Source organism: Streptomyces sp. NPDC058964 (assembly GCF_042741275.1).
GTDB lineage: Bacteria > Actinomycetota > Actinomycetes > Streptomycetales > Streptomycetaceae > Streptomyces.
Window position 1 is genome coordinate 1 of record NZ_JBHYKH010001055.1, and the last position, 1,084, is coordinate 1,084.

Annotated in this window: 1 protein-coding gene; it reads left to right on the forward strand. The window is 69.4% G+C overall.

What is annotated here, in order from left to right:
- Positions 1-1,084, forward strand: a 1,084-nt coding sequence (locus ACFW2E_RS47620) for a collagenase (RefSeq protein WP_384478597.1), incomplete at both ends; no start/stop codon positions are given.

The following is a 1,084-nucleotide window of genomic DNA, read 5'->3' on the forward strand; positions in this document are numbered from 1 at the left end:
GGCCGGCTACTACGTCCAGTACCACAACCCACACGCCGTGGGCGCGTACGGCGGCACGCTGCGGACCGCGATCCGCTCGGGCCTGGACGCCTTCTTCGCCAGTCCCCGCTCCCGGGACGTCACCGACGCCAACGGTGAGACCCTCGCCGAGGCCGTCACCCTCATCGACAGCGCCGAGGAGAACGCCCGCTACATCCACGTGCTGCGGCGGCTGCTGGCGGACTACGACGCGTCGTGGAACGCGTCCTGGTGGATGCTCAACGCGGTCAACAACGTCTACACGGTGACGTTCCGCGGCCACCAGGTGCCCGAGTTCGTGACGGCCGTGCGGGCGGACCCCGGTCTGGTCGACTCGCTGTACCGCTTCGCCTCCGACCACCTCGCGCTGCTCGGGACCGGCCAGTCCTACCTCACGTCGAACGCCGGACGCGAGCTCGGCAGGTTCCTGCAGCACTCCGCGCTGCGCGCCGAGGTCCGCCCCCTGGTGTCCGGCCTGCTCGACGCGAGCTCGATCACGGGCGCCACGGCGCCGCTGTGGGTCGGCGTCGCCGAGATGACGGACTACTACGACAAGGCCAACTGCTCCTCCTACGGCACCTGCGACCTCCGGACGCGACTGGCGCGGGCCGTACTCCCGGTCACGCACGTCTGCGGCCCGGCCATCACCATCAGGGCGCAGCAGATGACCTCGGGCGAGCTGTCCGCGAGCTGCACCGGCCTGCGCGAACAGGACGCCCACTTCCACGAGGCCGTCAAGGACGACGGTCCCGTCGCGGGCGACCGCAACGACACCATCGAGGTCGTGGTCTTCGACTCCAGCACCGACTACCAGACCTACGCCGGCGCCATGTACGGCATCGACACCAACAACGGCGGCATGTACCTCGAAGGCGATCCGGCGGCCGCCGGCAACCAGGCCCGCTTCATCGCCTACGAGGCAGAGTGGCTGCGCCCGGACTTCCAGATCTGGAACCTCAACCACGAGTACACCCACTACCTCGACGGCCGGTTCGACATGTACGGCGACTTCGCCGCCAACGTCGCGACCCCGACCGTCTGGTGGATCGAGGGCTTCGCGGAGTAC